Origin of the sequence: Pseudonocardia lacus (genome assembly GCF_018531445.1) — a bacterium.
Lineage (GTDB): Bacteria > Actinomycetota > Actinomycetes > Mycobacteriales > Pseudonocardiaceae > Pseudonocardia > Pseudonocardia lacus.
This window is the reverse complement of sequence record NZ_JAHDTH010000046.1, coordinates 1-26,874: the sequence shown is the minus strand read 5'-3', so window position 1 is coordinate 26,874 and position 26,874 is coordinate 1. Positions and strand designations below refer to the sequence as shown.

Sequence of the window (26,874 nt, the reverse complement as noted above, 5' to 3'; positions counted from 1 at the left end):
CGCCGCCGTCAGCCGGCGAGGCCGGCGGAGCGGGCGGCGATGGCGGCCTGCACCCGGGAGCGCAGGCCGAGCTTGGTCAGCACGCGGGAGACGTGCGTCTTCGTGGTCGCCTCGGTGATCACCAGTCGGGCCGCGATCTCGGCGTTGGACAGGCCCTCGCCCAGGCAGCCGAGGATCTCCCGTTCGCGTGCGGTCAGCTCGTCGAGGCCGGGGACCTGCGCGGGCGCTGGGGCGGTGGGCGCCGGGAGGCGGGCCAGCACCCGGCGGGTCACCTCGGGGGCCAGCACGCCGTCGCCGCGGGCGACCGAGCGGACCGCCGCGATCAGCGCGGGCGCCTCCACCGTCTTGAGCAGGAACCCGGCGGCACCGGCGGCGAGGGCGTCGTCGATGTAGTCGTCGAGGTCGAAGGTGGTCAGCACCAGGACGTCGCAGACGCCGTCGCCGACGAGGCGGCGGGTGGCCTCGATGCCGTCGATGCCGGGCATGCGGATGTCCATCAGCACCACGTCCGGGCGCAGCCGGACGGCCTCGGCGACGGCCCCCAGCCCGTCGGCGGCCTCGGCGACCACCTCGATCCCGGGCGCCGAGCCCAGGATCAGCACCAGGCCGGTGCGGATGGCGGCCTGGTCGTCGGCGACGACCACGCGCACGGGGGCGTCGGTCACGGTGCCCCCGCCCGGTCGGGGACGGCGGTGGGCAGGTCGGCGCGCACCGTCCAGGTGCCGCTGCGGGCGCCGGCTTCCACGGTGCCGCCGACGGCGGCGGCCCGCTCGCGCAGCCCGAGCAGCCCGGTGCCGGTGCCGCCGGGGTCGTGGCCCGGCACGGACCCGACGGCGTTGGCGAGCTCGACGGTCAGCGTCTCGTCCGCGCGGGCCAGCCGCAGCGAGACGGTGCTGCCCGGGGCGTGCTTGGCCGCGTTGGTCAACGACTCCTGCACGATCCGGTAGGCGGTGAGGTCCACGGCGGCCGGCAGCGGGTCGGCCGGTGGGCGGCGGTCGTCGACCTCGATGCGCAGCCCGGAGGCGCGTCCGGCGTCGAGCAGCGGGGCGAGCTGGTCGAGGCCGGTCGGGGCGGTGCGGGCGTCGGCGTCGATGGCGTCGCCCGCGCGCAGCAGCCCGATCATCGCCCGCATCTCGTTCAGCGCCGACACGCTGCCGGCGCGCACGGCTTCCAGGAGCCTGCGCTGGGTGGCCGGGTCGACGTCGGGCAGGGTCAGCGCGGCCTCGGACTGGATGGCGATGGCCGAGAGCTGGCCGGCCACGACGTCGTGCAGGTCGCGGGCCATCCGGGCGCGCTCGTTGGCGATCGCGGCCGCCCGGTCGAGGTCGGCCACGCGGCGGGCCTGCTCGGCGCGCTCCTCGGCGGCGACTATCAGCTCCCGGTGGTGGCGCACCTCGCGCGCCCACACGACCGGGACCAGCAGCAGCGACAGCCCGAGCAGCGCCAGCACCGCCTCCCGGGTGCCGGCGGCGGCGAAGCTGCCCAGCGCGCCCAGCGCGAGCACGACCCCGACCGCCGCGGTGATCGTCAGGCTGGCCCGGCGCGACGAGTACAGCACCGCGTTGTAGATCGCCTCACCGCAGGCCAGTGACACCCCGATGTGGATGCTGCCGGTCAGCACCGCGCCGGTGACCGCGACCGATCCGCACACCACCAGGCCGGTCACCGGGTACGAGCGGCGCAGCACCAGCCCGGCGCAGGCCCCGCCCAGGATGAGCAGCGCCTGCCAGGCCGGCGGTGGCGGTGGCGGCGGGCCGTTGATGCTGATCGAGTTGGCGACGTCGGGCACGATCGCCACGAGCAGCACGCCGAGCGCGAAGTAGACGCCCGCGCGCAGCGCGTCGTCGGTCCGAACCCGCCCGGTCACCACCCCATTTCACCACCCGCCGCCGACCCCGGCGTCGATCGAAGGATGTACGCGGCGGCCGGGGAAGACCGATCCTCCGCCCGACGCGCCCGGGGCGCCCGCGCAGCAGGCTCGTCACCATGTCCGAACTGCTCGCCAACCCGCTGGTCTGGCTGATCGCCGCGGCCGAGATCGGGTTCTGGGTGCTGCTGGGCGCGGGCCTGGTCGCCCGCTACCTGCTGCGGCTGCGCCGCACCAGCGCCGTCCTGCTGCTGCTCGTCCCGGTGCTGGACCTGGTGCTCATCGGGGCCTCGCTGGCCGACGTGGCCACCGGCTCGCCACCGGGCCAGGTGCACGGCCTGGCCGCGGTCTACCTGGGCGGCACCGTGGCGTTCGGGCACTCGCTGATCCGCTGGGCGGACGGCTGGGTGGCGCACCGGTTCGCCGGCGCCCCGCGCCCGCGGGGCAAGCCGAAGTACGGCGCGGAGAGGGTCGCCTACGAGTGGCGCGAGTGGGCGAAGATGGCGCTGCTGACGGGCATCGCGGTCGCGGTCATGCTGCTCGTCGCCGGTGTCGCCGGGACGGGCGTGCCGCCGGTGCCGCAGTGGGGCGCCGACCCGATGTGGAACTGGGCGTTCCGGGTCGGGATCGTGACGCTGATCTGGTTCGCCGTCGGTCCGGTGTGGACCACGATCGCCCCGCCGCGCGACCGGGAGCACGCCGATGCCGACCGCTGAGCGCACCCGCGGCCGGATCGCCGCCCTCGACGTGCTGCGCGGCGTCGCGATCCTGGGCACCTTCGGCTCGAACGCCTGGCTGTTCGCCCAGGCCGGCGGCCCGGCCGCGCTGCTGACCGGGGGCGGCGGCCTCGCGAACGACCCGGTGCAGGCGGGGCTGCTGGTGCTGTCCAACGGCAAGTTCCTGGCCCTGCTGACGCTGCTGTTCGGGATCGGGGTCGAGGTGCAGTACCGGTCCGCGGTGCGCCGCGGGCTGCCGTGGCCGGGGCGATACTGGGTCCGCGCGGCGATCCTGTTCGTCGAGGGCCTGCTGCACTACCTGCTGGTCTTCGAGTTCGACGTGCTCATGGGCTACGCGATCGCGTCGCTGGTGGTCGCGCACGTCATCGGGCGCTCCGACCGGGTCGTGCGCGCGGTGATGGGCGTGGTCGGCGGGGTCTACGTGGCGGCGCTGCTCGGGCTGACCGCGCTGCTGGCCGCGTTCCCCGGCGGCGGGGGCGGTCCGGCGCCCGCGCCGGCGTCGACCGCGAGCTGGACGGCGCAGGTGGGCGAGCGGGTGGCGAACTTCGGGCTGTTCCGGGTCGAGCTGGTGCTGATCGTGCCGTCCGCGGTCGTGCTGTTCCTGGCCGGCTCCCGCCTGATGCGCGCCGGGGCGTTCGAGGACTCCCCTGCGGGCGCCCGGATCCGGCGCAGGCTGATGGTGCTGGGGCTGGGCGTGGCCGCGCCGCTGAACGTCGTGACCACGTTCGGGGGCACCGCCTTCGTGCTGGTCGACCGGTACCTGGTGGCCCCGGCCGTCGCGTTCGGCCTGCTGGCGCTGATCACGGCGGTGGTGCTGCGCGGACCCGGCGGGGCCGCCCGGCGCGGACTCACGGCGGTCGGGCGCACCGCGCTGTCGTGCTACGTGCTGCAGAACCTGCTGGCCGCGGTGCTGTGCTTCGACTGGGGCTTCGGCCTGGCCGGCCGGCTGCAGGGCGCCTGGCCGTGGTGGGTGGTCGGGCTGTGGGCCGGCACGTCGCTGCTGCTGGTCGGGCTGGCGACGCTCTGGCTGCGCCGCTTCGACCGCGGCCCCCTCGAACTGCTGACCCACCGCCTCCTCCCGACCCCGTCGAGAACGAACTTGTCGTGATCATTCCGCCTTGTTGATCACGACAACGTCGTTCTCGACGGCGGGGAGGCGCTCGACCGTGCCGCGGCCGCCGTCCACCCGCACCCGGTCGCCGGTGCGCAGGACGGTGGTCGCGTTGCCGCAGCCGACGACGGCCGGGATCCCGAGCTCGCGGGCGACGATCGCGGCGTGCGAGAGCGGCGCCCCGACGTCGGTGACGACGGCGGCGGCCCGCGGGAACAGCGGGGTCCAGCCGATGTTGGTCACCGTGGTCACCAGCACCTCGCCGGCCTGCAACCGGTCGCCCTCCTCCGCTCCTCGCAGCACCCGGACGACACCCTCCACGACCCCGGACGCCCCGGGGAACCCGCTGACGGTGCCGTCGGCCGGCACGGCGGTGGTGTCGTCGGCGCTGAAGACGTCCCCCCGGCGGTGCGGGTCGGCGGCCCAGGCGAACGGGTCGAACCGCCCCCGGATCACCGACGGGTAGGCCGGCAGCGCGGTGTAGCGCTCGTGGGCGGCGCGGCGATCGGCGAGCGGGGGCACCGGGCCGCCGCGCAGCACCGCGGTCAGCTCGTCGACGGCGAGCATGAAGACGTCGTCGCCGAGCCCGGTCAGCTCGCCCGCGCGCAGGAACAGCGCCCGGGCCACGGTGAACGCCCGCACCACCTCGGTGCGCGCCTGCTCGCGGCCGCGCTCGGTGCGCGCCCACCGGTCCAGGCGGGCCCGCAGGGACCGCTCCCGGCCCGGGTGCGCGGCGACCAGCCGGTCCCACGCGGCGCGGTTGGCCGCCTCCACCCGCTCCAGCATCTCCAGCGGGTCGGTGCCGGCGGCGCGCAGCGCGGCGATCTGCTCCCGCACCCACCCGGGCCGCTCGACGGGCCGGGGCAGCGACACCTCGAACTCGTGCGGGCTGCGGTGCCCGTACTCCCGGGCGTACTCGGCCTCGTCGATGTCGCCGCGCTCCAGCCGGGCCAGCCCGACCACCGGGCCGAGGCTGGCCAGCACGTCGCCGTCGACGGTCAGGCCGGAGGTCAGGGCGGCGGCGTCGGCCTCGCCGACGAGCTTGCGCAGCCGCCGCTGCGTCGTGAGCAGGGCCAGCGGGTCGGCGCGCCCGGCGGCGGCGAGCATGTCCGAGGCGAGCACGACCAGCGGCGCCACCTCGTCGTCCCAGACGCGGGCCAGCGCCGCGGGATCGTCGGTGGCCCGGACGCGGTCGATCGCCGCGGCGCACCGCGCCGGGCTCCCGGCGACGTAGGCCGGCAGGCGCGGCGCGTTGCGGCGCACCTCGCGGACGAACCGCACGGCGTTGGGCACCAGCACCCGCAGCACGCGCAGGCGGGCGAGCGGCACCGGGTCGATCGCGACGCCGGCCGGGAGCCGGCCGAAGACCTGCTCGGTCAGCGCCCGGAACCTGACCAGCGAGACGCCGAGCGCCCCGGACAGCGCCGCGGACAGGCTCAGGTTCAGGTACAGCCGCCCGCCGATGCGCCCGTAGGCCTCGTACCCGGGCAGCGCCAGCGTGCGCATCGCCCGGCCCAGGAAGATCCGCACCAACGACCACGTCGCCGGTGTCATCACGTCCGGGATGGCCTCGCCCAGGTTGGTGTTGGTCCACAGGAAGTCGCCGCCGGCGCTGTCGTTCCACGGGTCGCGCACGCCGGTGACCGGGCGGGCCTGGACGATCGCGAACACGCCCGCGGCGCGGGTCCACTCCACGTCCATCGGGCCGCCGTACTCGGCGGCGATCCGCCGGCCCAGCCCGGCCAGCTCGGCCGCGGCGGCGTCGTCGAGGACGGGCGCGGCGCGGCGGTCGTCGGGCACCGGGCGTTCGACGGTGCCGTCGGGGGTGCGGACCGTCATCACCGCCTTGTCGCCGGTGCGCCGCTCGCGCACCGCGCCGGTGGCCGCGTCCAGCACCAGCTCGTCGGGGGTGACGGCGCCGCCGACGAGCGACTCGCCCAACCCCCAGGTCGCGTCGACGACCATCCGGTCCGCCGCCCCGGTGACCGGGTCGGCGGTGAACAGCACGCCGGCCGCGTCGGCGTCCACCAACTCCTGGACGACCACCGCCAGCGCCACGTCCGGCGGCGCGATCCCGGCGCGCTCGCGGTAGGCCACGGCGCGGTCGGTCCACAGCGACGCCCAGCAGCGCCGCACGGCGTCGACCACGGCGTCCGCGCCGCGCACGTCCAGGAAGCTGTCCTGCTGGCCGGCGAACGACGCGCCCGGCAGGTCCTCGGCGGTGGCCGACGAGCGCACCGCGACCGCGGGCGACCCGAGCGCGGCGTAGGCGGCCCGGACCGCGTCGGCGATGTCGGCGGGCACCTCGTGCGCGGCGAACAGGGTCGCGACCCCGGCCCCGTCGGAACCGGCGATCCGCTCGTCGAGGTCGTGCTCGGCGACGAACCGGCGGTAGGCGGCCGTCGTGACGTGGAAGCCGGCCGGCACGGGCAGCCCGGCGCGGGCCAGCCGGCCGAGCGACTCGCCCTTGCCCCCGGCGGTGGCCAGGTCGGCCGCGGGGTCGGCGAGGTCGAGCACCACCGGGGCGGTGACGGGGGCGGTCATGGCGGGTCCTCCCTGCCGGCGCCGGCGGCACCATCTGCGGCGTCATCGGCGGCTACGGCGGTGCTGACGTGGTCGCGGACGGCCGCGTCCAGGGCGGCGGCCGCGGTGGGGTCGAGCGGGTCGGGTGGGGCGAGGGCCAGCTGCAGGACGTCGGCGACCAGGTCGGGGGCCGCGTCCTCGGGCAGGCGCAGGGGTCCGACGAGCAGCGGGGCGGTCACGAAATGGCCGTGGAAGACCGAGCTGAGCACGGCGACCAGCTCGGGCAGGGTGCGGTCGGCGCGGACCAGCCCGGCGCCCTGCAGCCGGCGGAGCAGCGAGACGGTGCCGTCGCGGGGCATCGGGTCGCGATCGCCGCGCACGAGCGGCGCGATCAGCCTGCCCAGCACCTCGCGGTCGTTCAGCAGGATGGCGGTCATCAGCCGGTGCCGCTGGTAGGCGCGCACCTGCGCGGCGAACAGATGACGCAGCCCGACGAGCCCGTCGCGGCCGCTGATCTCGGCCCGGACGTGGCGGTGCATGGCGGCGCGCTGGTGGTGCAGCACCGCGACGAACAGCGCTTCGCGCGCTCCCCACCGCTGGTAGAGCGTGCTCTTGGAGACGCCCGCCGCGCGGGCGACGTCGTCGAGGGTGGTGCGGTCGTAGCCGCGGTCGAGCAGCAGGGCGGCGGCCGCGTCGAGGATCGCCGCCCCGTCGACATCGGACCGTCCCCTCGGCGACACCGCTCCTCCGTTCGTTGTGACCAGAAAACCTCATCTGGTCACGATGCACAATAGTCTTCACGGAACTGGCAACCGGGAGCCCCTAGGCCCCGGTCACCGGCCGCAGCAGCGCCGCGGTGGCCTCCTGGTGGTTGTGCTCGGCCCAGCCCAGCGGGGTGGCGTCGAACCGGGCGTCGCGGCGGTCCGGATCGGCGCCCAGCTCCAGCAGCAGCGCCACCATCGCCGCGTCGCCGGCGTGCGCGGCCTGGTGCAGCGGCGTGGCGTCGCCGTCGGGGTGCAGGTCGAACCCGAGCTCGACCAGCAGTCGCACGGCCCCGGTGCGGCCCACCTCGGCCGCGACGCGCACCGCGTTCGGCCGGCGCTCCTTCGCCCGCGCCAGCAGGGCCGGGTCGGCGGCCAGCGCGGCGTCCCGGTCGCCGGCGAGGCAGGCGCTGAGCAGGTCGTCGACCGGATCGGTGCGGGGCACGGTGGCGCCGGCGGCGCGCAGCAGTTCGGCGACCTCCCGGTTGCCCCGCCCGATCGCCAGCTCGTAGGGGCGCAGGCCGTGCCGGATCGGGTGGCGGGTGCCCAGGCCGTCCGGGTCGGCGCCGGCGGCCAGCGCCAGCCGGGCCCACTCCGGGCGGTCGTGCTCGGCGGCCACGGAAAGCTGGTCCTCCAGTAGCGCCGCCGGCCGCTGGCGCAGCAGCGCCGTCCACGGGCCGCTGCCGTCGCGGCCGAGGCCGAACTCGACGAGCAGCCGCAGGTGGCTGTCGTCGGGGGTGAACATGCGGTTGTAGAGGGCCTGCGCGTCGTTCGGGTCGGCGCCGGCCTCCAGCAGCACCCGGGCCAGCGCCTCGGCATGCCGGTGGGGCGGCTGGTTGGCGCCGTCCTCGCCACCGCCGAAGGCCCCGGTGAGCGCGGTGAAGGCGCAGATGCCGCCCCACAGGTAGCCGGAGTCCGGGTCGGCGCCGTGGCGCAGCAGTAGCCTGGCCACGCCGAGCGGGTCGGCGCCGGGGGCGTCGATCCGGGAGTAGGCCAGGTACAGCAGCGGCACCCAGTCGAACGGGCCGCCGGAGCGGGTGGCGGCGGCGGGGTCGGCAGCCAGCAGTCGCTCGGCGGCGGGCGGGTCGCCGGTCGCGGCCGCCGCGTGGATCGAGGCGCCGCCGAGTGCGGGGTCGGCGGCCAGCAGCGCGCCGGCCCGGGCCTGGTCGAGCAGGCTGTCGCCGCCGTAGCGCAGGCAGCCCAGCCGCAGCAGCTCGTCGACCGGGTCGTCGGCCGGCGCGACCTTGTGCGGCGACCGGGTGCGCGCGAGCACCGCGTCGAGGTGGTGGCGCAGGTCGGGCCAGCTGGTGAAGCCGTACGCCCTGGCCAGCGCGAGCTGGGCGTCGGCGAGCTTCGGGGCGGCCGGCGGGCGCGGGTGGTGCTCGGCGAAGAGGGCGGCGGCCCGCTCGTCGCCCTCGCGCAGCCCGCGCAGCAGCCTGCGGGCCTGTCCGCGGAGGTGGTCGAGGCTCGGGTCCTCGGGGAAGTGCAGCGTCGGCATGGCGGCCTCCGGTCCGTGAGCCCGGCGTCCGCATGCTCGGGCCGGACGGGAGTGCCGTGGCGGCCGTGCTGACCTGCGACAGGTGGGCTGAGCCCTTCCCGCGGACCGGGGGCGACCTGCGCGCCGGCCCCGACGCTACCGCCCGCGCCCCCACCCGTCGAGAACGAGGTTGTGGCGCGTTGGACCGGTCCAATATCACGACAAGTTCGTTCTCGACGGTCACCGGCCGATCAGTCCAGGCGGCAGGGATCAGCGGGCGGGGAGGACCTTGGTGGCCTCCCAGGAGCGGGTGACCCCGGTGAAGCCGCGGCGGGCGTACCACCGGCGGGGCCAGTCGTCGGCCTCGGCCTGCAGTACCAGCAGGTCGCAGCCGGCCGCGGCGGCCAGCGCCCGGCTGGTGCGCAGCAGCGTGTCGCCGTGCCCACGGCCGCGGTGCGCCGGGTCGGTGGCCACGGCGTCGACCAGCGCTGTCCCACCGTCGATCTTGAGCACGCACGCGGCGACCGGCACGAACCGGGAGAACACGGCCAGGTAGCGCAGGTCGACGACGGGTTCCTCGGCGGAGTAGCGGGCGGCCAGCTGGGCGATCTCCGGCGCGGTGATGCCGGGCAGGGTGCGCCGCCAGTTCGCCGCCCAGAACGAGGTCAGCCGCACCCGGGCGACCTGCTCGGCCCACGGCTCGCCGGCGACGGGCTCGATCGGCCCGTCGACCGGGGAGGCCATCCCGACCAGCGCCTCGACCGTCCAGCCGCGGCGGGCCAGCCCGGCCGCGGTGCCGGCCAGGTGGTCGCCGGTGAGCCGGGCCCTGCGGTGGCGCAGCCCGGCGCCGCCGAGCACGCGGTCGGTCTCGGCGATCACCTGCGCGGTGTCGACCTCGTCGTCGACCAGCAGCTGGTTGTGCTGGTAGGACGCCGGGTAGGGGTCGGTGAGCACCGCGGTGCCGCCGGCGACGGGCAGTTCGTGGGTGGCCGCCCGGCGCAGCAGCGACGGTTCGAGCGTCGCCAGCCGGCCGGCCGCGTCCTGGCGGGGTAGCCGCGGCGGGGCGAAGCGGCCGTCGGGTCCGGGCCGGTAGGGCAGCACGGCCGTCACCGCGCAGAGCGGGACCGCGCCGTAGGCGTGCGGGAACAGCATCGACGCCGGGTCGGTCGGCAGGCCGGGCTCGTAGCGGACCTCGACGCCGATGCGGTCGGGGTCGAGCACCAGCAGCCAGACGTCGGGGCGGCCGGCGAACATCCGGTCGGCGGGCAGGTGGACCTGCTCGGGCGTGGACAGGTGCACGAAGCCCACCTGGGCGAGCGAAGGCGGGGCCAGCACGCCCGCGGCGACCGCGGCCTTCCACTGCTCGATCGTCGCCAGGTGCAGCAGCGGTTCCCCCACCCGTGAATCATCCCGCACCGCCGCGCCGGTGGACGCGGGGTCGCGCCACTCCGGGACCGCCGCCGACGGACCGCGACGGGCGATACCCGTCCGACCACGACCGGTCACCGACCCCTCCGGTCGGGTGGGTCCGCGGGGTCCGGTCGGTGGGGGAGTCTTGTATTGGCACCCGGTGCCACTTAGCGTCGGGGGCGTCCGCGCAGCCGACGTGAGGAGCCGCTTATGGCCGCCACCCCGCAGAACCAGTCCGCGCCCGCGGAGCCCGTCGTCGAGGAGACCCTGGTCGAGGAGGTCTCCATCGACGGCATGTGCGGCGTCTACTGACCCGGCGCGGAAACCGTTGACGGACTCGACCGGCGCCGGTCCCGCCCCCGCGGCGGGGCCGGCGCTCGACAACGCCGCGACCGACGCCGAGCAGTTCGACCCCACCCGCGCGTTCCGGTGCAGCCCGCAGGTCTCGCTGCGGCCCGAGCCGTTCGGCGCGCTCGTCTACCACTTCGGCACCCGCAAGCTGTCGTTCCTGAAGACGCCGCAGCTGCTGGCGGTCGTCTCGGGGCTGGAGCGGCACCCGTCGGTGCACGCCGCCATCGACGCCGCGGGCGTCGAGCCGGCCCAACGCCCCGCCTACCTGAAGGCACTGGCCGGTCTGGCCGCGAACGGAACCATCGAGGAGCGTTAGCGTGAAGCTGGTCGAGCACTTCCAGTACGGCCTGAACTCGCCGATCTGCCTGACCTGGGAGCTCACCTACGCCTGCAACCTGGCGTGCGTGCACTGCCTGTCGTCGTCCGGTCGGCGCGACCCGCGCGAGCTGACCACCGCCGAGGCCAAGGGCGTGGTCGACGAGCTGCAGCGGATGCAGGTCTTCTACGTCAACATCGGCGGCGGCGAGCCGACGGTGCGCCCGGACTTCTGGGAGCTGCTCGACTACTCCATCGACCACAACGTCGGGGTCAAGTTCTCCACCAACGGCGTGAAGCTCGACAAGAAGCGCGCCGCCCAGCTGGCCCGCACCGACTACGTCGACATCCAGATCTCGCTGGACGGCGCCACCGCCGAGATCAACGACCACGTCCGCGGCCCCGGCTCCTACGCCACCGCGATGCGCGCGCTGGAGAACCTGGCCGAGGCCGGGTTCGGCCAGCCCAAGATCAGCGTCGTGATGACCCGGCAGAACGTCGACCAGCTCGACGAGTTCGCCGCCATCGCCGCCAAGTTCAACGTCCAGCTGCGGATCACCCGGCTGCGCCCGTCCGGGCGCGGCGCCGACGTGTGGGACGAGCTGCACCCCACCGCCGCCCAGCAGCGCCAGCTCTACGACTGGCTGGTCAGCCACGGCGACCAGGTGCTCACCGGCGACTCCTTCTTCCACCTCTCCGCCTACGGCGAGGCCCTGCCCGGGCTCAACCTGTGCGGCGCGGGCCGGGTCGTCTGCCTGATCGACCCGGTCGGCGACGTCTACGCCTGCCCGTTCGCCATCCACGAGAACTTCCTGGCCGGCAACGTCCGCGACGAGGGCGGCTTCCAGCGCGTCTGGCAGCACTCCGAGCTGTTCACCGAGCTGCGCCGGCCGCAGACCGGAGGGGCCTGCCGCTCCTGCTCGTTCTACGACTCCTGCCAGGGCGGGTGCATGGCGGCCAAGTTCTTCACCGGCCTCCCGCTCGACGGCCCCGACCCGGAGTGCGTGCGCGGGTTCGGCGAGCAGGCGCTGGCCGCGCGCGACGGGTCGACCGCCATCCCGAAGTCCGACGTCGACCACTCGCGGTCGGCCCCACGTAACTCCCGCGGGCGCGGGCCCGTCCCGCTCACCCTGACCGCCCGCCCGGCGGACGCCGCCCGCCCGGACCGCGCCTGCGACGCCAGCCCGCTCGCCGTCGGCGCCGACTCGCCGCTGTCCCCGGCCGCCGCCCGCGCCTGAACCCGCTCACCGGCGCGTTCACCCTGCGGGGGCGCACGGCGCCGAGCCGGGTCCTGTTCGGACCGCACGAGACCAACCTGGGCGACGGGCGGCGGTTCTCCGCCCGGCACGCCGCCTACTACGGGCGGCGTGCCGCCGGCGGCGCCGGCGTGGTCGTCACCGAGGTCGCCTCGGTGCACGACTCCGACTGGCCCTACGAGCGCGCCCCGCTGGCCGCGTCCGGCTGGGGCGGTGTGCTGGCCGCCTGCCGACCGCACGGGGCGCTGGTGCTGGCCGGGATCGGCCACGCCGGCGGGCAGGGCAGCTCGGCGCACCGGCGCGAGGCGCTGTGGGCGCCGTCGCGGGTGCCGGACGTGGTCTCGCGCGAGGTGCCGATGGCCGTCGAACAGCCCGAGATCGACGCGCTCGTGGCCGGCTTCGCGGCGGCCGCCGCGCTGGCCGCGGCGCAGGACCTGGACGGCGTCGAGGTCGACGCCGGCGAGTTCTCGGTCCTGCGGCAGTTCCTGTCCGGGCTGACCAACCGCCGCACCGACGGCTACGGCACCGACCGCACGCGGCTGCTGCGCGAGGTGCTGGCCGCCGTGCGCGCCGGGCTGGGCGACGACCGCGTCCTGGGCCTGCGGCTGAGCTGCGACGAGATGGCCCCGTGGGGCGGGATCACCCCCGACGAGGGGCTCGCGACCGCCGCCGCGGTGGCCGGCGCCGTCGACTACCTCGTGCCGGTGCGCGGCGGCGCGATGGCCGCGTCCCGACCCGACCTGCACGTCGCGCCCGGCTTCGGCACCCGGCTGTGCGCGGCGGCGCGGCGGGCCACCGGTGCGCCGACCGTCCTGCAGGGCGGCGTGGTCGACCCGGCCGCCGCGCGGGCCGCCCTCGACTCCGGCGTGGCCGACCTGGTGGAGATGACCCGCGCCCAGATCGCCGATCCCGACCTCGTCGCGCACGTGCGCGCCGGCCGTCCCGACCGGGTTCGCCCGTGCACGTTGTCCAACCAGCGCACCGCCGTGCGCGACCCGCGCAACCCGGTCGTCTCCGACGAGGTCGAGCCGAGCGCCGGCCACGAGCTCGACGACGAGTGGCCGCCCCCGGTCGACCCGGTGCCCCGCGATGCGCTCGTGGTCGGCGGGGGCCCGGCCGGGCTGGAGGCGGCCCGCACGCTGGCGCTGCGCGGGCACCGGGTGCGGCTGGTCGAGCGGGGGCCGGTGCTGGGCGGGGCGCTGCACTGGGCCGCCGCGGTGCACGGCCGGGCCCGGATGGGTCTTCCGGTGCCGTGGTGGGCGGCGGAGCTGCGCAGACTCGGGGTCGTCGTGGAGCTGGGCGTCGAGGCCACCCCCGACGACCTCGACGCGGTCGAGCGCGCCGGTGCCGCGGTCGTCCTCGCCACCGGCTCGCGCCCGGCGCCGCCGGCGTTCGACTCCGACCGCCCGGTGGTGGCGGCCGGCGAGTTCGAGGCCGCCGTGCTCTCCGCGGGGTCGACGCCCGCGGCCCTCGCCGATCTCACCGGTCCGGGGTTCAGGAAAGCCACGATGCTGCCCCCTGGGTTCCGGAACGTGGCTTTCCTGAACCCGGGCGCGGTGGTGGTGCGCGACCCGATCGGCGACGGCACGGGTGTCGGGATCGCCGAGCAGGTCGCGGCGGCCGGGTGGGCGACCGTCCTCGTCACACCCGACCAGGTCGCCGGCACCCAGCTCGCCCGCACCGGCGACCTCGCCCCCGCCAACGCCCGCCTCGCCCGGGCCGGGGTCGCGCGGGAGCTGCGCTCGACCGTGCGCGCGGTCGTCGACGGGCGGGCGGTGCTGGAGCACGTCTGGACCGGCGAGGGCCGCACCCTCGACTGCGCCCTGGTGCTCGACTGCGGGCACCGGCTCCCGGCCGACGCCCTCTGGCGGGCGCGCCCGCACCTCAGCCGCGCGGGCGACTGCGTGGCACCCCGCACGCTGTACGAGGCGGTCCTGGAGGGCCGCCGCGCCGCAGCGGCGGCGGTGTCGCGGTGAGGCTCGCCGAGCCGCTGCGCGTCGGGCCGCTGCGGCTGCGCAACCGGCTCGTGTTCTCCGCGCACCTGACCAACGCCGCCGTCGACGGCCTGGTCACCGACCAGCACGTCGCCTACTACGCCGCGCGCGCCGCCGGCGGGGCCGGGCTGGTGATCACCGAGGAGCACTCGGTGCGCCCCGACGACCACCCCTACGAGAAGCTGATCCGCGGCTGGGACCCGGCGGTCGTGCCCGGCTACCGGCGCCTCACCGGGGCCGTGCACGCGCACGGCGTGCCGGTGCTGGCCCAGCTCAACCACAACGGCGGCCAGTCCAGCGGCATGTACTCCCGCCGGCCGGTCGTGGCGCCCTCCCCGGTGGCCGACCCGATGTTCCGCGAAGTGCCCTGCGAGATCACCACGGCCGGCATCGCCGAGCTGGTCGAGGGCTACGCCCTCGTCGCGCGGCACTGCGTCGAGGGCGGGTTCGACGGCGTCGAACTGCAGTGCTCGCACGCCTCGATCCTGCGCCAGTTCCTCTCCCCGCTGACCAACCACCGGACCGACGACTACGGCGGCCCCCTGGAGAACCGCGTGCGTACGGTCCGCGAGGCCCTGGTCGCGGTGCGCGCCGCGGTCGGGCCCGACCGGGTGGTCGGGGTGCGGCTCTGCGGCGACGAGGGCATCCCCGGCGGAACACCCCTCGACGAGATGGTGCGCACCGCGCGGCTGCTCGAACCGCACATCGACTACGTCAACACCTCGATCGGCGTGGCCACCGCGACCCTGCACCTGATCGAGGCGTCGATGCACGTCGAGCCCGGCTACGCGCTGCCCATCGCCGCGGCCGTGCGGCGCGCGGTCTCGGTCCCGGTGGTCGGGGTGGGCCGGTTCACCGCGCGGGAGCACGCCGAGCGCGCCCTCACCGAGGGCCACTGCGACCTGGTCGGCGTCGTCCGCGCCCAGATCGCCGACCCCACCTTCGCCGCCCCCCTCCTCCCGCCCGCCCCCGCTGCGTCGGCCCCCTCGCAAGTTCAGGAAAGCCACGTTCATGAACCTGCGGTTCAGCAACGTGGCTTTCCTGTCCTGTGGGGACCTGAACGTGGCTTTCCTGAACCGGGAGTTCCGGAACGTGGCTTTCCTGAACCGGGAGTTCCGGAACGTGGCTTTCCTGAACCTCCGAGGCGGGGCGGCCCGTCCGAACGGCGCAGCGGGCAGGCGTGCATCGGGTGCAACCAGGAGTGCGTGGGGCGGGTGGGGCTCAACCGGAGCCTGCAGTGCGCCGTCAATCCGCGGGCCGGGCGGGAGGCTGTGCCGCTGCCGGCGCCGACCGGGTCCCGGCGGGTGCTGGTGGTGGGGGGAGGGCCCGGTGGGCTGCGCGCGGCCGCGACCGCCGCGGAGCGCGGCCACCGGGTGCTGCTGTGCGAGCGCTCGGCGGCGACCGGCGGGCAGGTCGCGCTGGCCGCCAGCGCTCCCGGCCGCGCCGAGCTCGGCCACCTCACCCGCGACCTGCTGGCCCGCTGCCGGGCCCTCGGTGTCGAGGTCCGGACCGGCTGCGAGGTCGACGCGGACCTCGTGCGGGCGCTGGCACCGGACGCCGTCGTGCTGGCCACGGGGGCGGGCCCGGGGCGCCCGGAGTGGGCGCGGGGCGTCGACCGGGTCGTCGACGTCCGCGACGTGCTGGCCGGTCGGGCGGCGCCCACCGGGTCGGTGCTGCTGCACGACGAGGTGGGCGACCACGCGGCGACGTCGGTCGCCGAACTGCTCGCGGCCCGCGGCTGCGCCGTGCGGATCTCGACCCCGGCCATGGTCGCGGCCCAGTACCTGGGCACCACGCTGGACGCGGAGATGTTCCACCGCCGCGCCCACCGGGCCGGGATCGCCCTCGACACCGACCGGGTGGTGCTCGCCGCGACCGCGCGCCCCGACGGGGTGCTCGTGCGGGTGCTGGAGCACACGACCGGCGCGGTTGCGGACGTCGAGCACGACTGGGTCGTCACGGCCGTCCCGGCCGAACCCCGCGACGGCCTGTGGACCCAGTTGCGCGGGCGCCCCGGCGTCCACCGCGTGGGCGACTGCCTGGCCCCGCGGTCGGCCGGGGCCGCCGTCCGCGACGGCGACCGGGTCGCCCTGGTGCTCTGACCGGTCCTGCGGGATCGGCGCCGCCGGCACCCGTTCGGGGTCCACCGGTGGTGCCGCTCACCGCGTGGTCCTCCGCTGGGTGACCGCTCGCTGCTCCGGTGCGGCGATCGGGCGTCGGCGGCGTTGGTGACGGGGTCCGCGCTCGCTACGGTTCGGTCGTGCGCTGCCGCTCCGCCCACCGTCTCCCCGCTCCGCGCCCCGGCCCGGCAGGGGCGCGGTGACCGGGCGCCTGGGCGAACGCACCTGGGTCGAGCTGGACGGTCCGGCCCCGCGCACCGTCCTCGTCCCGGTCGGTTCCCTCGAGCAGCACGGCCCGCACCTGCCCCTGGACACCGACGCCCGCATCGCGTCGGCGGTGGCCCGCCGCGCCGCCGACGGCGACCCGTCGGTGCTGCTGGCCCCGCCGCTGGCCTACGGCGCCTCCGGGGAGCACGAGGGCTTCCCCGGCACGCTGTCGATCGGCCACGACGCGCTGCGCGTGGTGCTGGTGGAGCTGGGCCGGTCGGCGGCGGCGTGGGCGTCGCGGCTGGTGTTCGTCAACGGCCACGGCGGCAACCTGCCCACCGTGCCGGCGGCGGTCGACACCCTGCGCCACGAGGGCCGCGACGTGGCCTGGTACGGCTGCGCGGTGCCCGGCGGCGACGCGCACGCCGGGCGCACCGAGACCTCGATCCTGCTGGAGCTGGACCCGTCGGTGGTGCGCAGCGGGGCGGCGCAGCCCGGCAACACCGCGCCGCTGCGCGAGCTGCTGCCCGCGCTGCGCCGCGGCGGGGTGACCGCGGTCAGCCGCAACGGGGTGCTGGGCGACCCGACCGGGGCCAGTGCCGCCGAGGGCCGCCGGCTGCTCGACGAGATGGCCGCCGACCTGCGCGCCGGGCTCGCCGGGTGGGAGCCGGACGCGAACGGCCGCCTCTGAGTCGGCGCCGTCGAGCGTGTCCCGCCGATCCTTCAGGACGGGCCGCTGACCAGCAGCGGGACCAGCTGCTCGGCCGGGGTCAGCGAGCCGTGCTGGCCGGGCATGCCGGAGATGAGCGGCTCGGCCTCCGAGCGGGTCACCGCCGCCGTGCCGCGGGTGGCGACCACGACGTCGCCCAGGCGCGCGGTCGTGCGCTCGGCGACGTCGCCGAACCAGTTGCGGGCGACGGCCTCCTCCCGCGACAGCACCCAGGCGGAGTCGCCGAGGACCTCGCGCCAGGTGGCGAGCACGTCGTCCGCGGCGCCCTGCCGGGCGTACACGTGCCGGGCCCGCGGGTCGCCGCCCAGCAGCAGCACCCCGCGCTGCAGGTCGGAGTTGCGGTCGAAGTCGAAGCGCCGGTCGACCTCGACCATGCCGTGGTCGCCGGTGATCGCCAGCAGCGCGCCGGCCGGCAGCTCCTCGGCGATCCGCGCGGCCAGCCGGTCGACCTGGGCCAGCTGCATCCGCCACGGCAGGCTGCCCGGCCCGTGCAGGTGGCCGAGCCCGTCGAGCTCGGAGTGGTAGCCGTAGCAGAGCTGGCGGCCGGGCCGATCGACGGCGGTGACGATCTCGGCGGCGAGGTCGCCGAGCGCGAGCGTCCCCCGGAACCGCCCGCCGCGCAGCGCCGCCCTGGTCAGCCCGGAGCCCCGGAACTGCCGCTGCGACACCACCGTCACCGCGACGCCCGCCGCGGCCGCCCGTTCGAACGCCGTCGGCAGCGGCTGCACCTGCTCGGGCGGGTGTTCCTCGCGCAGGTCGACGCTCTCGCCGGTGCCGTGCGTGGTCCAGCGCAGGCTGTCGAGCAGCTCGTCGCCGGTCCGGAAGCTGATGCCGACCACACCGTGCGCGCCGGGCGGGGCGCCGGTGCCCAGTGACGCGAGGCTGATCGAGGTGCTGGACGGGAACCCGGCCGTGAGCGGGCCGAGGTCGGGGAGGCCGGCCAGGAACGGGGCGTCGTCGGGGAACCGGCGCAGCAGGTCGGCGCCCAGGCCGTCGACGAGCAGCAGCGCGACGGCCCGCACCGCCGGCAGTTCCAGCTCCGACCCCTCGGGCGCGTCGGGTTCGGCCGGCACGGCGAGTGCGGCGAGGATGGCCGGCATGACCTCGGCCAGCGAGCGCCGGCCGTAGCGGGGCAGCAGCGGCTCCTCGTGCAGGCCGGCGGTGGGACTCACCCCCGCAGCCTCGCAGATGGACGGGCCGCGCGTCGCCCCCGTCCGCGCTCGCTCCTGGCCGCCCCCGGTTCAGGAAAGCCACGATGCTGCCCTCAGAGGGCAGCATCGTGGCTTTCCTGAACTACGGGAGCCGGGGTGGGGGCGCGGGCATAGGGTCGGGGCGTGGGTGGAGGGGCGGGTGGGGGGCCGGGGGAGGCGCGGGTGCCGCGGGGGACCGTGGTGCGGCTGGACCGGCAGGCCCTGCGCCTCGACGGCGGCGCGGTGCTGGTCGGGGGGGCGCCGCCGCGGATGATGCACCTGGCCCCGGCCGCCGCGCGGCTGGTGGGCGCCGACGGGACGACCACAGTGGACGGTCCGACGTCGGCGGCGCTGGTGCGCAAGCTCCTCGACGCCGGCATCGCGCACCCGGTCGAGGTGCCGGTGGGGGCGGTGCCGGTCGCCGACGAGGTGACGGTCGTCGTCCCGGTCCGCGACCGCGTGGACGGCCTGCGCAGGCTGCTCGCCGCGCTCGACGGCATGCGCGTGCTCGTCGTCGACGACGGGTCGGCCGATCCGGGCGCCATCGGGGCGGTCGCGGCGGAGGTGGGGGCGTCGGTGCTGCGCCACGGCCGCAGCCGGGGGCCGGCCGCCGCCCGCAACACCGGGCTGGCCGCGGCGACGTCGCCGCTGGTCGCGTTCCTGGACTCCGACGTGGTGCCCGAGCCGGGGTGGCTGGACCCGCTGCTGGCCGCGTTCGCCGATCCGGCGGTCGGGCTGGCGGCGCCGCGGATCGTCGCGCTGGCCCCGGTGCGGGGGTGGTTGGGCCGCTACGAGGCGCTGCGCTCGTCGCTCGACCTGGGGCCGGACCCGGCGCTGGTGGTGCCGCGCAGCCGGGTCGCGTACGTGCCGAGCGCGGCGATGGTGGTCCGCCGCGACGCCGCGGGCGCGGGCTTCGACGAGGGCATGCACGTGGCCGAGGATGTCGACCTGGTGCTGCGCCTGCACACGGCGGGGTGGCGGCTGCGCTACGAGCCGTCGTCGCGGGTCGCGCACGACCACCGCACGCGGCCGGCGCAGTGGTGGCTGCGCAAGGCCTACTACGGCACCGGCGCGGCGCCGCTCGCGCTGCGCCACCACGGCGCGGTGCCGCCGATGGTGCTCAGCCCGTCGGGCGCGGCGATCGCCGGGCTGGTGGTGCTGGCCCGGCCGTGGTCGCTGCTGGCCGCCGCGGTGGTGGGAGCCGGGGCGACCGAGCGGCTGGCCCGGCGGCTGGAGCGGCTGGGCAGCCCGCGGCGCACGGCCGCGCGGCTGGTCGGATCGGGTGCGCTGGGCACGGTCGCGCAGACCGCGGACGCGGTGACGCGGCACTACTGGCCGGTCTCGGTGGTGGCGGCGCTGCTCTCGCGCCGGGTCCGCCGCCGGGTGCTGGCGATCGCGGTGGTCGAGGGGGTCGTGGACTGGTGGCGGCACCGCGACCCGCAGCGCCGCGCCGAACTCGATCCGGTGCGGTTCGTGCTGGCCCGTCGGCTGGACGACCTCGGCTACGGGGCGGGGCTGTGGTGGGGGGCCTGGCGACACCGCACGGTGCAGCCGCTGCGTCCGGTCGGATCGGGGGCGTCCGGCCGTTCGGAGCGATCCGCTCGGCCGGGGACGAACGGGCGCGGAAGTCCCCGCCCCGCCCGCAGGGTTAGTCCGAATAGTTGATCGAAGAAGGGGTAGGGCTCCGCTTCTGCGGTGGCGAACGGGTATTCGTTCCGCCAGCGCGGAATCGGGGTCGGACTCGCCGTGGGCGCATGTGAGCTGTGCCTCCCCGATGGGGGCACCCTGACCCGCGGATCACTTGCACCCGTCGATCATCGGCGGTGTGATGTGGTCGCCGCCACAACGGAGTGGTCGGCACCGGACGCCGAGGTCGTTGTCCGACCGACCGCGTCCGGACGGTCCCCGGGAGCCCAGCGCGGCGCTGTCGTCGCGGTTCGAGGAGAAGCTGATGGCACAGGTCCGGGTCACCGTCGACGGCGTGAACTACGCCGACGACGTCGAGCCCCGCACATTGCTGGTCCACTACCTGAGGGAACGCCTCGGCAAGACCGGCACCCTGGTCGGCTGCGACACCAGCAACTGCGGTGCGTGCACCGTCCACCTCAACGGGCAGAGCGTGAAGTCCTGCTCCGTGCTGGCCGTGCAGGCCGACGGCGGCGAGGTCCTCACCATCGAGGGCCTGGCCAGGGACGGCAAGCTGCACCCGGTGCAGGAGGCGTTCAACGAGCACCACGCCCTGCAGTGCGGCTACTGCACGCCCGGGATGATCATGCAGGCGGTCGACCTGCTGGGCGACAACCCCGACCCGGACGAGCGCGAGGTCCGCGAGGGCATCGAGGGCAACCTCTGCCGCTGCACCGGCTACCAGAACATCGTGCGGGCCGTGCAGTCCGCGGCCCAGAAGATGAAGCCCGGCGCCACCGCCGACGCGCAGACCCCGGCGTCGGTCGCCGGAGGGGGCAACTAACACATGACGACGACCGCCGAACCCACCACGACGCCCTCCCCCGAGGTCGGCAAGGCCCGCGTCCGCAAGGAGGACGCGCGCCTGATCACCGGCCGCACCCGCTACACCGACGCCATCACTCCGCAGGGCACCCTGCACGTCCACGTCGTCCGCTCGCCGCTGGCGCACGCGAAGATCCTCGGCGTCGACAAGGCCGAGGCCGCGGCCTCGCCCGGCGTCATCGGCGTCTACACGGCCACCGACCTGGGCGTCGAGTCCGTCGGGCTGCCCTGCGCCTGGCCGATCACCCCGGACATGAAGGCCCCGCAGCGCCCGCTGCTGGCCTCGGACACCGTGCACTTCGCCGGCGAGGGCGTGGCCGTCGTGGTCGCCCGCTCGGCCGCCGAGGCCCGCGACGCCGCCGACCTCGTCGACGTCGACTACGAGGAGATGGAGCCGGTCCTCGACATGGAGGCCGCGCTCGCCGAGGGCGCCACCCTCGTGCACCCCGACCTGGGCACCAACGAGAACGCCACCTGGGTGTTCGACTCCGGCGAGGCCGGCACCGGCGGCAGCGTCGCCGACGCGATCTCCGCCGCCGAGGCCGACCCCGACTCGGTCGTGGTCAAGCGGCGCTTCCGCCAGCAGCGGCTGATCCCGGCGTTCATGGAGCCGCGGTCCTGCGTGGTCGACCCGACCGGCGAGCAGATGGTCATCTACGCGGCCACCCAGATCCCGCACATCCTGCGCACGATGACCACGGTCACGATGGGCGTGCCGGAGTCCAAGGTCCGGGTCATCGCCCCGGACGTGGGCGGCGGCTTCGGCGGCAAGATCGGCGTGCTGCCCGAGGAGATGCTCTGCGTCGCGCTGGCCCAGAAGCTGCGCCGGCCGGTCAAGTGGACCGAGACCCGCTCGGAGTCGCTGCTGGCCGCCCACCACGGCCGCGACCAGATCCAGGACATCACCATCACCGCCAAGCGCGACGGCACGGTGACCGGCCTGGACGTGCACCTGCTCGCCGACATGGGCGCCTACCTGGGCCTGGTCGGGCCGGGCGTGCCGATCCTGGGCGCGTTCATGTTCAACGCCATCTACAGGATCCCGGCGCTGAAGTTCACCTGCACCAACGTCTTCACCACGAAGACGCTGACCGACGCCTACCGCGGCGCCGGGCGCCCGGAGGCCACCTTCGCCATCGAGCGGATCATGGACGAGCTGGCCGTCGAGCTCGGCCGCGACCCGATGGAGCTGCGCCAGCAGAACTGGATCCCGCACGAGGAGTTCCCGTTCACCACGGTCGTCGGGCTCACCTACGACTCGGGCAACTACGAGCAGGCCACCGACCAGGCCATGGCGACCTTCGACTACGCGGGCCTGCGCCGCGAGCAGGAGGAGCGCCGCCGCAACGGCGATCCGGTCCAGCTGGGCATCGGCATCTCGACGTTCACCGAGATGTGCGGGTTGGCCCCGTCGCGGGTGCTCGGCTCGCTGTCCTACGGCGCGGGCGGCTGGGAGGCCGCGAGCGTGCGGATGCTGGCCACCGGCAAGGTCGAGGTCATCACCGGGGCGTCGGCGCACGGCCAGGGCCACGAGACGGCGTTCAGCCAGATCGTCGCCGACCGGCTGGGCGTGCCGTTCGAGGACGTCGAGATCCTGCACGGCGACACCCAGATCTCGCCCAAGGGCCTGGACACCTACGGGTCGCGGTCGCTGGCCGTCGGCGGCCCGGCGATCACCATGGCCGTCGACAAGGTCATCGCCAAGGCCAAGAAGGTCGCCGCGCACCTGCTGGAGGCCGCCGAGGACGACCTGGAGTTCGCCAACGGCTCGTTCACGGTCCGGGGCACCGACAAGGGCAAGGCGATCCAGGAGATCGCGTTCGCCACGTTCATGGCCCACGACCTGCCCGAGGGCATGGAGCCGAGCCTGGACGCCGACGCGGTCTACGACCCGGAGAACTTCTCCTTCCCGCACGGCACGCACCTGGCCGCCGTCGAGATCGACACCGAGACGGGCCACGTCGACCTGCGCAAGTACGTCTGCGTCGACGACGTCGGCGTCGTGATCAACCCGCTGATCGTCGAGGGCCAGGTGCACGGCGGGCTGGCCCAGGGCATCGCCCAGGCGCTGTTCGAGGAGGCCAACTACGACGAGCAGGGCACGCTGGTCAACGGCACGTTCGTCGACTACACCCTGCCCTCGGCGGCCGACCTGCCCAGTTTCGACACGGCCGTGGTGAGCACCCCGGCCACGACCAACCCGCTGGGCGTCAAGGGCGTCGGCGAGGCCGGCACGATCGCCTCCACCCCGGCGATCGTGAACGCGGTGCTCGACGCGGTGCGCCAGTTCGGCGTCACCGACATCGAGATGCCGACCACCTCGCAGCGGGTGTGGCGGGCCATCCAGGAGGCCCAGGGCCGCGCCACCCAGGAGACCCCGGTGGACACCCACTCGCCGGGTGCCGGCCTCGGCTCCATCGACCCGAACAACCCCCAGGGAGAGGTCCAGTGATCCCGGCCAAGTTCGACTACGTCAAGCCGGCGTCGGTCGCCGACGCGGTGCGGGCGCTGCGCGAGGGCGGCGACGACGCCAAGATCATCGCCGGTGGGCAGAGCCTGCTGCCGGTGCTGCGGCTGCGGCTGGCGGCCCCGTCGCTGGTCATCGACCTCGGCGGGATCCCCGAGCTGCGCGGCATCCGCGAGGACGGCGACCGCATCGCCATCGGCGCGATGACGTCCTACTACGACATCCTGCGCGACGACCTGGTCACGCAGCACGTGGCGCTGCTGGCCCAGGCGACCGAGACGGTGGCCGACAACCAGGTGCGCCACCGCGGCACGCTGGGCGGCTCGCTCGCGCACGCCGACCCGGCCGGCGACCTGGGCGCGCCCGCACTCGCGCTGGACGCCGAGATGGTGATCGCCGGCGAGACCGGCACCCGCACGGTGCCGGCCGCGGAGTTCTTCGTGGACTACTTCACCACCGCCATCGGCGAGGGCGAGATCCTCACCGAGATCCGGTTCCCGAAGTACACCGGCTGGGGCAGCCACTACGAGAAGTTCAACCGCACCGCGCAGGCCTGGTCGATGTGCGCGGTGGCGGCCGCGGTGCGCGTCGAGGGCGGCACGATCGCCGAGGCGAGGGTGGGCCTGACCAACATGGGCACCACCCCGATCCGGGCCGCGGGTGTGGAGCAGGCCCTGATCGGGCAACCGGCGAGTGCGGAGGCCATCCGGACGGCAGCCGATCGTGCGACGGAGGGCACGGCGGCTCCGAGTGACGCGGATGCCGCCGCGGACTACCGTGAGCACCTGGCCAGGGTGCTCACCGGCCGCGCGGTGCTCGCCGCGGCGGGCTGATACGACGCTTTGCACAGCGGACGTCCGCTCCGGGGCACCGGGGCGGACGTCCGCTCGCTTTTACCCGAGGAGAGCTCATGCAGCTGGAGAACAAGTTCACCATCGAGGCGCCGATCGAGAAGGCGTGGGAGGCGCTCAACACGCCCCAGACCATCGCGCCCTGCTTCCCCGGGGCCACGCTGACCGAGTACGAGGGCGACTCGTTCACCGGCACGGTCAAGGTCAAGCTGGGCCCGATCTCGCTGACCTACAAGGGCAAGGGCACCTACGTCAGCCGGGACGAGGAGGCCCACAAGGTCATCATCGAGGCCTCCGGGCGCGACTCCCGGGGCAACGGCACCGCCAGCGCGACGGTGACCGGCTCGATGGTCGCCGACGGCCCGGACAAGACCGCGGTCACCATGGTCACCGACATGACCATCACCGGCCGCCCGGCGCAGTTCGGCCGCGGGGTCATCTCCGACGTCGCCGACAAGATCATCGGTCAGTTCGCGTCCTGCGTGGCCGAGAAGCTGACCCCGCAGGCCACCGACGCCCCGGCCGCGTCCGGGGGCAGCGCGTCCAGCGCCGCGCCGGCCGCCGCGGGCTCGCCGAACGGCACGTCCAGCAGCACCGCGAAGCCGACCAGCGGCACGGCCACCGGGATCGTCCCGTCGACCACGGCGACCACCACCGCCGGCGCGACCAAGCCCGCGTCGACGGCCAGCCCGTCCGGGCCGATGAAGAGCGAGATCGACGCGATCGACCTGCTCGACACCGCGGGCGCCCCGGTCCTCAAGCGGCTCGCCCCGGTGATCGCCGGCGGCCTGCTGCTGCTGATCATCTTCCTGATCCGGCGCAGCCGCTCCGGCAGCTGAGTTCCCAGTTCACCGCACACCAGGAAGGCCACCTTCCCCGCGCCGGACGCCGGGGAGGTGGCCTTCCCGGCGTTCAGCGGTGGGTGGCGGCGAAGTCGGCGAGCAGGCGGTCGTACAGCTCGGGGTCGGGTACGGCGTCGATGTCGTCGACGGCGAAGAACCCCACGTTGTCCATCCACCGCGCCAGGTCGGGGAGCGCGCCGTAGTCGGCGTCGCTGAGCCCGACGAACTGCCAGAACGCCGGCACCGACGCCGCGGAGCGCAGCTGGCGGCGGATGTCGTCGTCGCGGGTGATGCCGCCGTCGGAGCAGAACAGCACCAGGGTCGGCCGGGGGTCCTCGGTGCGGTCGCGGTCGATCGTCTTGCGGATCTCGGCGATGGCCTTCGGCTCGTTGTTGAAGGCGCCGACCCGCCCCATGTCGACCTGGCCCGGTTGCAGCCCGCGCTGCCGGCGGCGGGTCGAGCCGACCCTGGCGTGCAGTGCGCTCCACCGGCCGGGGTCGTCGAGCCACAGGTCGGGCAGCCGGGCGGGCTTGGCGGCGAACGTCCAGGCCTGCACCTGGCCGCCGAGGTGCTCGCCGAGGACCGCCACCCGCTCGACCAGGCGCGCGACGACGCCGTGCTCGTAGAGCCAGCCCATCGACAGCGACGCGTCGAGCACCAGCACGATCCGCGCGCGGACGTGCTCGAGCCCGTGCGCGGCCAGCGAGTCCCGCACCGACTGCCGGCGCACGGACTCCGGGTCGAGCGGGACGCGGGGCGGCGGCTCCTCGGTCGGGACGGTCGGCGGCGGCACCGGTGGCGGGGCGGGTGCCTGCCGTTCGGCGGGCGGTGGCGGTGGCGGTGGCGCGGGTGCAGCCGGTGGCGGTGGTGCGGGAGCGGGCGGTGGCGCCGGCACCTCCTCCTCGGCGATGGCGATCCCGAAGTCGGCCACCAGCGCGCCCAGCCCGGCGGCGTAGCCCTGCCCCACCGCGCGGAACTTCCAGCCGTCCCCGCGCCGGTAGAGCTCGCCGCCGATGACCGCGGTCTCGGTCGTGGAGGTCATCGCGAAGTCGGCGATCTCCCGCCCGTCGGCGGTGTCGATCACGCGCAGCCGCAGGTCGCGCACGTCGGCGAAGCTGCCGTCGTCGACGGAGGCGGCGATCACGACCCGCGCCACGTCGTCCTCGACCCGGCCCAGCTCCACGCGCACCGAGTCCTCGGCGTCGCCGGGCACGCCGAGGTAGCGCACGGCCCCCGACGGGTGCTCCGGCTGGTTGAAGAAGACCAGGTCGTGGTCGGTGCGCACGCCACCGCCCGCGGCGACCAGCAGCGCGGACGCGTCGATGTCGGGCCCGTCGGGCCCGGCCGCCCAGGACAGCTCGACGCGCACGCTCGCCGCGTCGACCGGCAGGTTCGCGCCCTTGCTCAGGCTCGCCACCCCGCGAGGATGCCAGCCGGGCCCGCGCGGACCGGGTCACCCCCCGGGCGCGCGTGACGGGGCGAAGGTGGGCACCAGCGCCGGGTCGTTGAACGCGGTGATGCGGGCGATCCGGTCGCCGCGCACGGTCAGCACCGTGACGCCGTGCTCCACCCAGTCGCCGCCCACGTGCTCGTACATGATGGCGGCGGGCTGGCCGTTGGCCCGCACGGGCACCATCCGCCACCGGTCGGGGTGGCGCAGCACGCGGGCCCCGAGGAACCCGACGACGGCGGCCCGGCCGGTGAACCAGGTGGGGATCGGCGGCATCTCCAGCTCGACGTCCGCGCGCAGCAGCCCCACCAGCGCGTCCGGGTCGGCCCGGGTGAAGGCGTCGACGTAGCCGGCGAGCAGGGCGCGCTGCACGTCCCCGTCCGGCTCGGCCAGCTCGTCCTCGACGGGGGCGACCGCGGCGAGCCGCTGCCGGGCCCGGCGCAGCGCGCTGTCGACGGCGGCCTCGGTCGTGCCCAGGATCTCGGCGGCCTCGGCGGTGCGGAACCCCAGCACGTCGCGCAGGGTGAGCACGGCCCGCTGCCGGGCGGGCAGCAGCTGCAGGGCGGCGATCAGCGCCAGTCGCACGCCCGCCCGGCCGGCGACCACCGCCGCCGGGTCGTCGGCGCCCAGCGCCGCGTCGGGCGCGGGCTGCAGCCATGGCACCGACGGGTCGGCCGCGCCGAGGGCGACCCGGTGGTCGTCCG

The 26,874-nt window shown here is 75.8% G+C and carries 22 protein-coding genes; 13 read left to right on the top strand and 9 right to left on the bottom strand.

The genetic code is table 11. The features are described from left to right. Positions 1–8 precede the first annotated feature (8 nt). Positions 9–665 carry a response regulator gene (locus tag KIK08_RS12725; protein WP_214403294.1) on the bottom strand — a complete coding sequence of 219 codons (657 nt, stop codon included), beginning with the start codon at positions 663–665 and terminating at the stop codon, positions 9–11. After that, positions 662–1,867 carry a sensor histidine kinase gene (locus KIK08_RS41695; RefSeq protein ID WP_214403293.1) on the bottom strand — a complete coding sequence of 402 codons (1,206 nt, stop codon included), beginning with the start codon at positions 1,865–1,867 and terminating at the stop codon, positions 662–664. Before KIK08_RS41695 ends, KIK08_RS12725 begins: the two co-directional genes overlap by 4 nt. A gap of 119 nt (positions 1,868–1,986) precedes the next feature. On the opposite strand from KIK08_RS41695, the gene KIK08_RS12715 reads away from it, so the two are divergent. Then, positions 1,987–2,583: a hypothetical protein gene (locus KIK08_RS12715; protein ID WP_214403292.1), complete on the top strand. Its 597-nt coding sequence runs from the start codon at positions 1,987–1,989 to the stop codon at positions 2,581–2,583. Beyond that, on the top strand, positions 2,570–3,712 hold the full coding sequence (locus KIK08_RS12710; protein ID WP_214403291.1) for a DUF418 domain-containing protein: 1,143 nt from the start codon (positions 2,570–2,572) through the stop codon (positions 3,710–3,712). Before KIK08_RS12715 ends, KIK08_RS12710 begins: the two co-directional genes overlap by 14 nt. Here the strand turns inward: KIK08_RS12710 and KIK08_RS12705 are convergent, their stop codons facing one another. The 4 genes from KIK08_RS12705 to KIK08_RS39860 all read right to left on the bottom strand — a co-directional run bounded on the left by KIK08_RS12705 (position 3,713) and on the right by KIK08_RS39860 (position 9,874). Further along, entirely contained in the window at positions 3,713–6,259 is a 2,547-nt protein-coding gene (locus KIK08_RS12705; RefSeq protein WP_214403290.1) for a PEP/pyruvate-binding domain-containing protein, read from the bottom strand. Next, positions 6,256–6,978 carry a TetR/AcrR family transcriptional regulator gene (locus KIK08_RS12700; RefSeq protein ID WP_214403289.1) on the bottom strand — a complete coding sequence of 241 codons (723 nt, stop codon included), beginning with the start codon at positions 6,976–6,978 and terminating at the stop codon, positions 6,256–6,258. Before KIK08_RS12700 ends, KIK08_RS12705 begins: the two co-directional genes overlap by 4 nt. Before the next feature lie 82 nt (positions 6,979–7,060). Beyond that, positions 7,061–8,497 carry an ankyrin repeat domain-containing protein gene (locus KIK08_RS39865; RefSeq protein ID WP_250556884.1) on the bottom strand — a complete coding sequence of 479 codons (1,437 nt, stop codon included), beginning with the start codon at positions 8,495–8,497 and terminating at the stop codon, positions 7,061–7,063. A 249-nt stretch (positions 8,498–8,746) separates the two neighbouring features. Beyond that, a complete protein-coding gene (locus tag KIK08_RS39860) occupies positions 8,747–9,874 on the bottom strand; it encodes a GNAT family N-acetyltransferase (RefSeq protein ID WP_308257609.1) in 1,128 nt (375 codons plus the stop codon). A gap of 222 nt (positions 9,875–10,096) precedes the next feature. Here KIK08_RS39860 and mftA point away from each other — a divergent pair, with 222 nt between their 5' ends. From mftA to mftE, 6 genes are all read left to right on the top strand, one after another. Further along, positions 10,097–10,198: a mycofactocin precursor MftA gene (gene mftA / locus KIK08_RS12680; protein ID WP_214403288.1), complete on the top strand. Its 102-nt coding sequence runs from the start codon at positions 10,097–10,099 to the stop codon at positions 10,196–10,198. Positions 10,199–10,214: 16 nt separating this feature from the next. Next, complete coding sequence (mftB, locus tag KIK08_RS41000) at positions 10,215–10,553, top strand: mycofactocin biosynthesis chaperone MftB (RefSeq protein WP_214403287.1); 339 nt, start codon at positions 10,215–10,217, stop codon at positions 10,551–10,553. A 1-nt stretch (position 10,554) separates the two neighbouring features. Continuing rightward, the gene (mftC, locus tag KIK08_RS12670; protein ID WP_214403286.1) at positions 10,555–11,790 is read left to right on the top strand and encodes a mycofactocin radical SAM maturase; all 1,236 of its coding nucleotides are present in this window, start codon (positions 10,555–10,557) and stop codon (positions 11,788–11,790) included. Next, positions 11,724–13,784, top strand: coding sequence for a mycofactocin system FadH/OYE family oxidoreductase 1 (locus KIK08_RS12665; RefSeq protein WP_408004670.1), 2,061 nt, complete (start codon positions 11,724–11,726; stop codon positions 13,782–13,784). The genes mftC and KIK08_RS12665 overlap by 67 nt, the downstream gene beginning before the upstream one ends. Then, positions 13,781–15,904 (top strand): mycofactocin system FadH/OYE family oxidoreductase 2, encoded by a 2,124-nt coding sequence (locus KIK08_RS12660; RefSeq protein ID WP_214403285.1) that lies wholly within the window; start codon positions 13,781–13,783, stop codon positions 15,902–15,904. The genes KIK08_RS12665 and KIK08_RS12660 overlap by 4 nt, the downstream gene beginning before the upstream one ends. Positions 15,905–16,121: 217 nt before the next feature. Next, the gene (gene mftE / locus KIK08_RS12655; protein WP_214403284.1) at positions 16,122–16,820 is read left to right on the top strand and encodes a mycofactocin biosynthesis peptidyl-dipeptidase MftE; all 699 of its coding nucleotides are present in this window, start codon (positions 16,122–16,124) and stop codon (positions 16,818–16,820) included. 32 nt (positions 16,821–16,852) lie between these two features. Here the strand turns inward: mftE and KIK08_RS12650 are convergent, their stop codons facing one another. Then, the gene (locus tag KIK08_RS12650) at positions 16,853–18,031 is read right to left on the bottom strand and encodes an alkaline phosphatase family protein (protein ID WP_308257608.1); all 1,179 of its coding nucleotides are present in this window, start codon (positions 18,029–18,031) and stop codon (positions 16,853–16,855) included. Positions 18,032–18,232: 201 nt separating this feature from the next. Here KIK08_RS12650 and mftF point away from each other — a divergent pair, with 201 nt between their 5' ends. The 5 genes from mftF to KIK08_RS12625 all read left to right on the top strand — a co-directional run bounded on the left by mftF (position 18,233) and on the right by KIK08_RS12625 (position 24,717). Continuing rightward, positions 18,233–19,714: a mycofactocin biosynthesis glycosyltransferase MftF gene (gene mftF / locus KIK08_RS12645; protein WP_308257607.1), complete on the top strand. Its 1,482-nt coding sequence runs from the start codon at positions 18,233–18,235 to the stop codon at positions 19,712–19,714. Between the two features lie 286 nt (positions 19,715–20,000). After that, a complete protein-coding gene (locus KIK08_RS12640) occupies positions 20,001–20,519 on the top strand; it encodes a (2Fe-2S)-binding protein (protein ID WP_214403282.1) in 519 nt (172 codons plus the stop codon). 3 nt (positions 20,520–20,522) lie between these two features. Further along, entirely contained in the window at positions 20,523–23,012 is a 2,490-nt protein-coding gene (locus tag KIK08_RS12635) for a xanthine dehydrogenase family protein molybdopterin-binding subunit (protein WP_214403281.1), read from the top strand. Beyond that, on the top strand, positions 23,009–23,860 hold the full coding sequence (locus KIK08_RS12630) for an FAD binding domain-containing protein (protein ID WP_214403280.1): 852 nt from the start codon (positions 23,009–23,011) through the stop codon (positions 23,858–23,860). The genes KIK08_RS12635 and KIK08_RS12630 overlap by 4 nt, the downstream gene beginning before the upstream one ends. 77 nt (positions 23,861–23,937) lie before the next feature. Further along, positions 23,938–24,717, top strand: a complete 780-nt coding sequence (locus KIK08_RS12625; RefSeq protein WP_214403279.1) for an SRPBCC family protein — start codon at positions 23,938–23,940, stop codon at positions 24,715–24,717. Positions 24,718–24,790: 73 nt separating this feature from the next. Here the strand turns inward: KIK08_RS12625 and KIK08_RS12620 are convergent, their stop codons facing one another. Then, positions 24,791–26,137 carry a VWA domain-containing protein gene (locus tag KIK08_RS12620; protein WP_214403278.1) on the bottom strand — a complete coding sequence of 449 codons (1,347 nt, stop codon included), beginning with the start codon at positions 26,135–26,137 and terminating at the stop codon, positions 24,791–24,793. A gap of 36 nt (positions 26,138–26,173) precedes the next feature. After that, the coding region (locus KIK08_RS12615) for a sigma factor-like helix-turn-helix DNA-binding protein (RefSeq protein WP_214403277.1) at positions 26,174–26,874 on the bottom strand (701 nt) is incomplete at its 5' end.